The organism is Methylobacterium gnaphalii, from assembly GCF_007992215.1.
Lineage (GTDB): Bacteria > Pseudomonadota > Alphaproteobacteria > Rhizobiales > Beijerinckiaceae > Methylobacterium > Methylobacterium gnaphalii.
In genome coordinates, this window is sequence record NZ_BJZV01000074.1 from 1 (window position 1) to 5,106 (window position 5,106).

At 58.4% G+C, this 5,106-nt stretch carries 3 protein-coding genes and 2 pseudogenes; 4 read left to right on the forward strand and 1 reads right to left on the reverse strand.

Going from position 1 to position 5,106, the window contains the following annotated elements:
• From MGN01_RS23000 to MGN01_RS24035, 4 genes and pseudogenes are all read left to right on the forward strand, one after another.
• The coding region (locus MGN01_RS23000; RefSeq protein WP_147049117.1) for an IS5 family transposase at positions 1 to 454 on the forward strand (454 nt) is incomplete at its 5' end.
• 96 nt (positions 455 to 550) lie between these two features.
• Positions 551 to 1,853, forward strand: a pseudogene (locus tag MGN01_RS23005) (IS701 family transposase).
• Between the two features lie 566 nt (positions 1,854 to 2,419).
• A complete protein-coding gene (locus MGN01_RS23010) occupies positions 2,420 to 3,205 on the forward strand; it encodes a hypothetical protein (RefSeq protein WP_147049118.1) in 786 nt (261 codons plus the stop codon).
• Positions 3,206 to 3,571: 366 nt separating this feature from the next.
• Positions 3,572 to 4,279, forward strand: coding sequence for a CatB-related O-acetyltransferase (locus MGN01_RS24035; RefSeq protein ID WP_147049119.1), 708 nt, complete (start codon positions 3,572 to 3,574; stop codon positions 4,277 to 4,279).
• A 199-nt stretch (positions 4,280 to 4,478) separates the two neighbouring features.
• Here MGN01_RS24035 and MGN01_RS23020 read toward each other — a convergent pair.
• Positions 4,479 to 5,002: pseudogene (locus MGN01_RS23020) on the reverse strand (transposase family protein); the annotation flags it as partial.
• Positions 5,003 to 5,106: the final 104 nt, after the last annotated feature.

Below are 5,106 nucleotides of genomic sequence, written 5' to 3' on the forward strand. Positions count from 1 at the left end.
GTGGGATGGCCCAATCTGCTACATCTGGCTGATACAAGGCTCTCGAAGGACGCGCGGCGGCCTGACAAGCAAGATCCACGCGCTTGTGGATGCCGAGGGCCGTCCCATGGCCCTCAAGATCACGGCAGGCCAAGCGCATGATGGGCGCGCGGCGGCGGACATGCTGGCCAGGTTGGGCGCGGGGCGGATCCTGCTGGGTGACCGAGCCTACGACAGCGATGCGCTGCGAGCCCGAATAGCCGAGAAGGGTGCATGGGCGAACGTGAAGCCGATGCCTAACTGCAAGCAGGTGCTGGCCTTCAGTCCGTTCCTGTACAAGCACCGCAATCTAGTCGAGCGCTTCTTCAGCAAGATCAAGCGCTTCCGCGCCGTCGCCACCCGCTACGACAAGGATCCCGACAGCTTCCTCGCTAGCGTCAAACCCGCAGCCCTTCAGGTTTGGCTGCGAGCTTAATGAGTCTGCGACCTAGCACTACTATGGCAGATCGACTGGAACGGGGTGGGTTCGCCGCGGATTCGCGCGTCATGATGGCTGACGCAGGTGATAGCGATGGGCTCGGGAGAAGGCTGGCGGGACGATCTCGAACGATGGCTTGAGCCGTTTCTTGCTGGGCTGTCGCATCCGGCACGCCGGCGCATGTGCCCGCTCTACGTTGCCGGTCTGATCGGCCCGGGGGACCGTAAAGGCGTCCAGCCGATGGCGGCCCGGTCAGGCGAAGCGGGCTACGACCAGCTTCACCATTTCGTCGCAGCGGGCGTTTGGGTCAGCGCCCCGCTCGAAGCCGCCTTGTTGAGAGAGACCGACCGCCTGGTCGGGGACGAGCGCGGCTTTCTCGTCATCGACGACACCGCGCTGCCGAAGAAGGGGCAGCATTCCGTCGGGGTAGCGGCGCAATACGCCTCCGCGCTCGGCAAGACGTCCAACTGCCAGTCGCTGGTCTCGGTGACGTTGGCGTGCCGTGAGGTACCAATCATGGTCGGCCTGCGGCTCTTCCTTCCCGAGACTTGGACCTCCGATCCCGAGAGGATGACTCGGGCGGGCGTTCCCACGAACCGGCAGGGTGCATCGACAAAGCCGGAGATCGCGATCCAGGAGATCGATCGTGTCCTGGCGTCCGGCACCCGCTTTGGCTGCGTGCTGGCCGATGCCGGGTACGGCTCCAGCGGGGTGTTCCGTCAAGCTTTGAGTGAACGCGGCCTTCTGTGGGCAGTCGGGCTGTCGCGACGCCAGAACGTCTATCCGGCCGATGTCGGCCTGATCATTCCTGTCGCCAAGACCGGCAAGTGGCGCCAGTACCACATCGCCGACCAGCTGCCGGTTGCCGCCGAGACGATGCTGGCTGGCGAGAGATGGCAGACGATCAGCTGGCGCAGAGGCACCAGAGGTCGGCTGACATGCCTCTTCGCCGCGCGACGTATCCGCGTGGCGGACGGCCACAAATACCGGATGAGCGACAATCGCATGCAATGCATGCCAGGCGACGAGGTCTGGCTGGTGGGCGAACGGCGGCCGAGCGGGGAGCAGAAGTACTATGTCTCAAATCTCCCGGCCGAGACCCCGCTCAGAAGGCTCGCGGCCGCGATCAAGGCCAGATGGGTCTGCGAGCAGGCTCATCAGCGACTCAAGGAGGAACTCGGCCTCGATCACTTCGAAGGACGATCTTGGACGGGGCTCCATCGGAACACCCTGATGACGATGATCGCCTTCGCCTTCCTTCAAGACCGCCGCCTCAAGGCAGCGGGGCGGAAAAAAGAATCGGCGGTCCTCCGCCTCAGCCGAGCATGCCGGCCATTCGGCAAGCCATTCTCGACCTCTTCACACGACCACAAACGAGACGATGCCCATATTGTAGAGGGCGCCGCAATCCCGAAACCAAACCTAATCGCCAAAGTAGTGCTAGACTAGACAAGCATTCGTCTGGACCGCCGATCCCGACCGTATCATCCAGACCGCAAAGGGCGGGCACCAAATGTTAGACCCGCACCGATAGTTCCGGGCCATAAGGTCACCAGACGTTTTTTAAGAGCGTGTCGTGGCACGCCAGCGCTCTGGCGTCCTATCGTTGATGCAGTAGGGGAAGCCTGCTAAGGCGGCGAGATCAATCGTCTTGAGGTGGCCCAATGAACGGCGAGGATCGCGAGCACTGGTGCCGCAGATCGTCAAGAACGCGGATGGCGTTAGATTTAGCCGTTTATCGTGGACGAAAAGGCTGTGACGCTGTTGTTGTACTAGACCGTCAACTATCTGAGCGTTCGATTTTCTACCTACACTCAGGGGAATTTGTCACGCGAGGCGGCGCTAGGGATTGCAAGATACCAAAGCCCATATCGCCTTTTTGGAACTAAATGGTAATGATCGTGCGCTTTTCGGCCGCTCACGCCATTCGTCGGTATAAATAATACTCTTAGGAGGCAGGAAATGGATCACAACCAGATGGTTGAGCTGGCTCGTGACTTTGCGCGCCAAAAGCCGTTCTTAAAGCTCGCATCTCTCTTTGCACCCTATCGGGCCAAGGGATTTGAAAAAGTGCGCATCGGCAGCGACGCCGACGGGGGTTATGTCATGATTGACGACTTCGCCGGGATTGAATTGGCTCTTTCGTTCGGAATCGACATCAACGTCGATTGGGATCTTGGTATCGCGGCCCGCGACATTCGTGTTCAACAGTACGACCACACAGTTGCGGAAGCTCCAGAAAAGCATCCGCTTTTAAGTTTTTACAGCAAACGCATCGCGGCCGCTGGCAACGATGAAAACTCAACTTCCATTGGCTATATCTTGGACCAAGCAGGCATATCGGAAGAGGCATCGGCGATTCTAAAAATCGATATAGAGAGTGATGAATGGCCAGTTTTTGATGAGTGCGACGCGGCGCACTTGGCTAAATTCTCTCAAATATTGGTGGAGTTTCATAATTTCAGCTATTCGGTAGACCATCAATGGTTGAGGCGAGCTACGCGAGTCATGCAGAAAATTAATAATAATTTCTTCGTTAGCCATGTTCATGCAAATAATTGGAGCCCTATGGCGGTTGTGGGCAATGTGTATTTCCCAGATACTTTGGAAATCTCATTTGCAAACAGGGCTCGGTACGAACCTGAGACTTCCGACGAATTGTTTCCGACGTTTCTCGATGCGCCGAACAACCCGTTAAAGCCCGATTTGTACCTTGGTGCGTTTCGATACGGAGAAATCGGCCGATAGGGATCGTGGGCCACAGATCAGGAGACCGATCTTAGCAAATGGTTTAGTGTGCTGGTCGGGGCAGTCGCAGTTCGAGAATAGCCTCAAGGAATCCGTCTGGGAAAGTAGCGCACCTCACACGGCACGCCTGTCGAGAGGGAGATTTGTGACTCAGGTGAAACGGGTTCATCTGCACCGCATTGAATGGAAGCTTCTGCTGATGAACTATCAATGGAGCTGACAATCCTGGATTACGCTGTTTAAGTTAGGCGCTTGGTGGACTGTTATCATAGGTTGGTCCGAAGATCGTCTGAGTCTGCATTGCTGTGTTAAACTAGAAACACCGATGACTTACATATCATAGGCTGGCGATTTAAACGAGGCTCCGTGACAGTATCTCTCACCGCCTACGGCATTATTGGCGACACTAGCCATATCTGGGATGCAAAGCTTGAGGTGCCTTGCAGGATCGAGGGCTTCCTTCACGGCTCCTGTGAAGTCGGTGCGTACACGTATATCCTGCAGGGCTCGACGGCCTGGTCCTCCAAGATCGGCCGTTTTTGTTCCATCGCTCCCGGCGTAACGATCGGCCCGGGCGAACATTCGACGGATTTTCTTTCGACGCATCCTTTCGTGACGGACATGGGTGACAGCGTTTGCGGCTTCTCGCATGTCTACCCGTCCTATCGAAGCTGGCTGGGTGCACCCAACACTCGTTGGCGCACGCCATCTTTCGTTGAAATCGGCAACGACGTCTGGATAGGTCAAAATGTTATTGTTATAGAGGGGGTGAAAGTTGGAGACGGAGCCGTCCTTGCTGGCGGTGCAGTAGTATCGAAAGATGTCCCTCCCTATGCTATCGTGGGTGGTGTCCCGGCCAAGGTCCTCCGCTACCGTTTCACTCCTGACATCATCGAGAGGCTGTTGCTGCTACGGTGGTGGGACTATGATCTCACCCCGGTTACGGCCTCGATTGATTTCACTGACCTGCCAAGCGCTATCGCGCTGATTGAAGCCAGAGTTGATGACGGCACATTGAATCGACTCGGTCCGCAACAAATCCGTATTCAAGCAGGTTGCGTTGTACCATTTTAAGTAGGGGTCATTCAGGGTCATGGTACACAGGAAGCAAGTGCGGCGGCGGCCGCATTGTTGAAGGCCAAGCGGCCATGTCGCTCTACCGCGCTCTGCTAGCTATTTGGTCCCGGCATTTGGTGGAGCGGGTTCGCGCTGAAGCGACTGGGCTCGGCGGACCATGCCTTGCAGATGGCCTCGTAAGTGTGAGACCACGCAGGGTCTTGAGACACGGCGAGATGCACGTAGCGGGACGCCCGGTCGATGGCGACGTACAGGGACCGTTTGCGCAAGATGCGGTCGCGATCCTGCAGCTTGGGCAGGTGTTTCACGTCGACGTGGATGAAGCCGACCTCGTCGTCCTTGAAGCTGCCGTGCGGTTTGCGAGCCTTCCCGGCGGGCGGCAGCCGGTTGAGGCCTTCGGCCTTGAGGATGCGATAGACCGCGTCCCGGTTCAGGTCCGGCAGGAAGTGGTTGACGACGAAGGTCAGCGCGTCGAGAGGAAAGCCGGTGGAGCGGCGGAGCGCGCACACGATGGCGCGCTCCTCATCGCTGGCGCGCCACGCGAGCTTATGGGGTCGCGCCGAGCGGTCCTGGCAAGCATCGGGACCGCGTTTGCGCCACTTGCGGATGGTTTCGGCCAAGACGCCATAGCGTTTAGCCAGCACGCCGGAGCTCTCGTGCGAGCGGGCGATCTCGGTGCGCACGGCTGGTGGTGCGGGCCTGGGGATGGAGGGCGAGCATTAGCGCTCCCTCCTGACAAACTGGCGCCGCACACCGTCGAACCGCCACGCTTAAGCTTTGATCGCCCAACCCACCGCATCCCAGCGACGTTCCGCAACCAAACA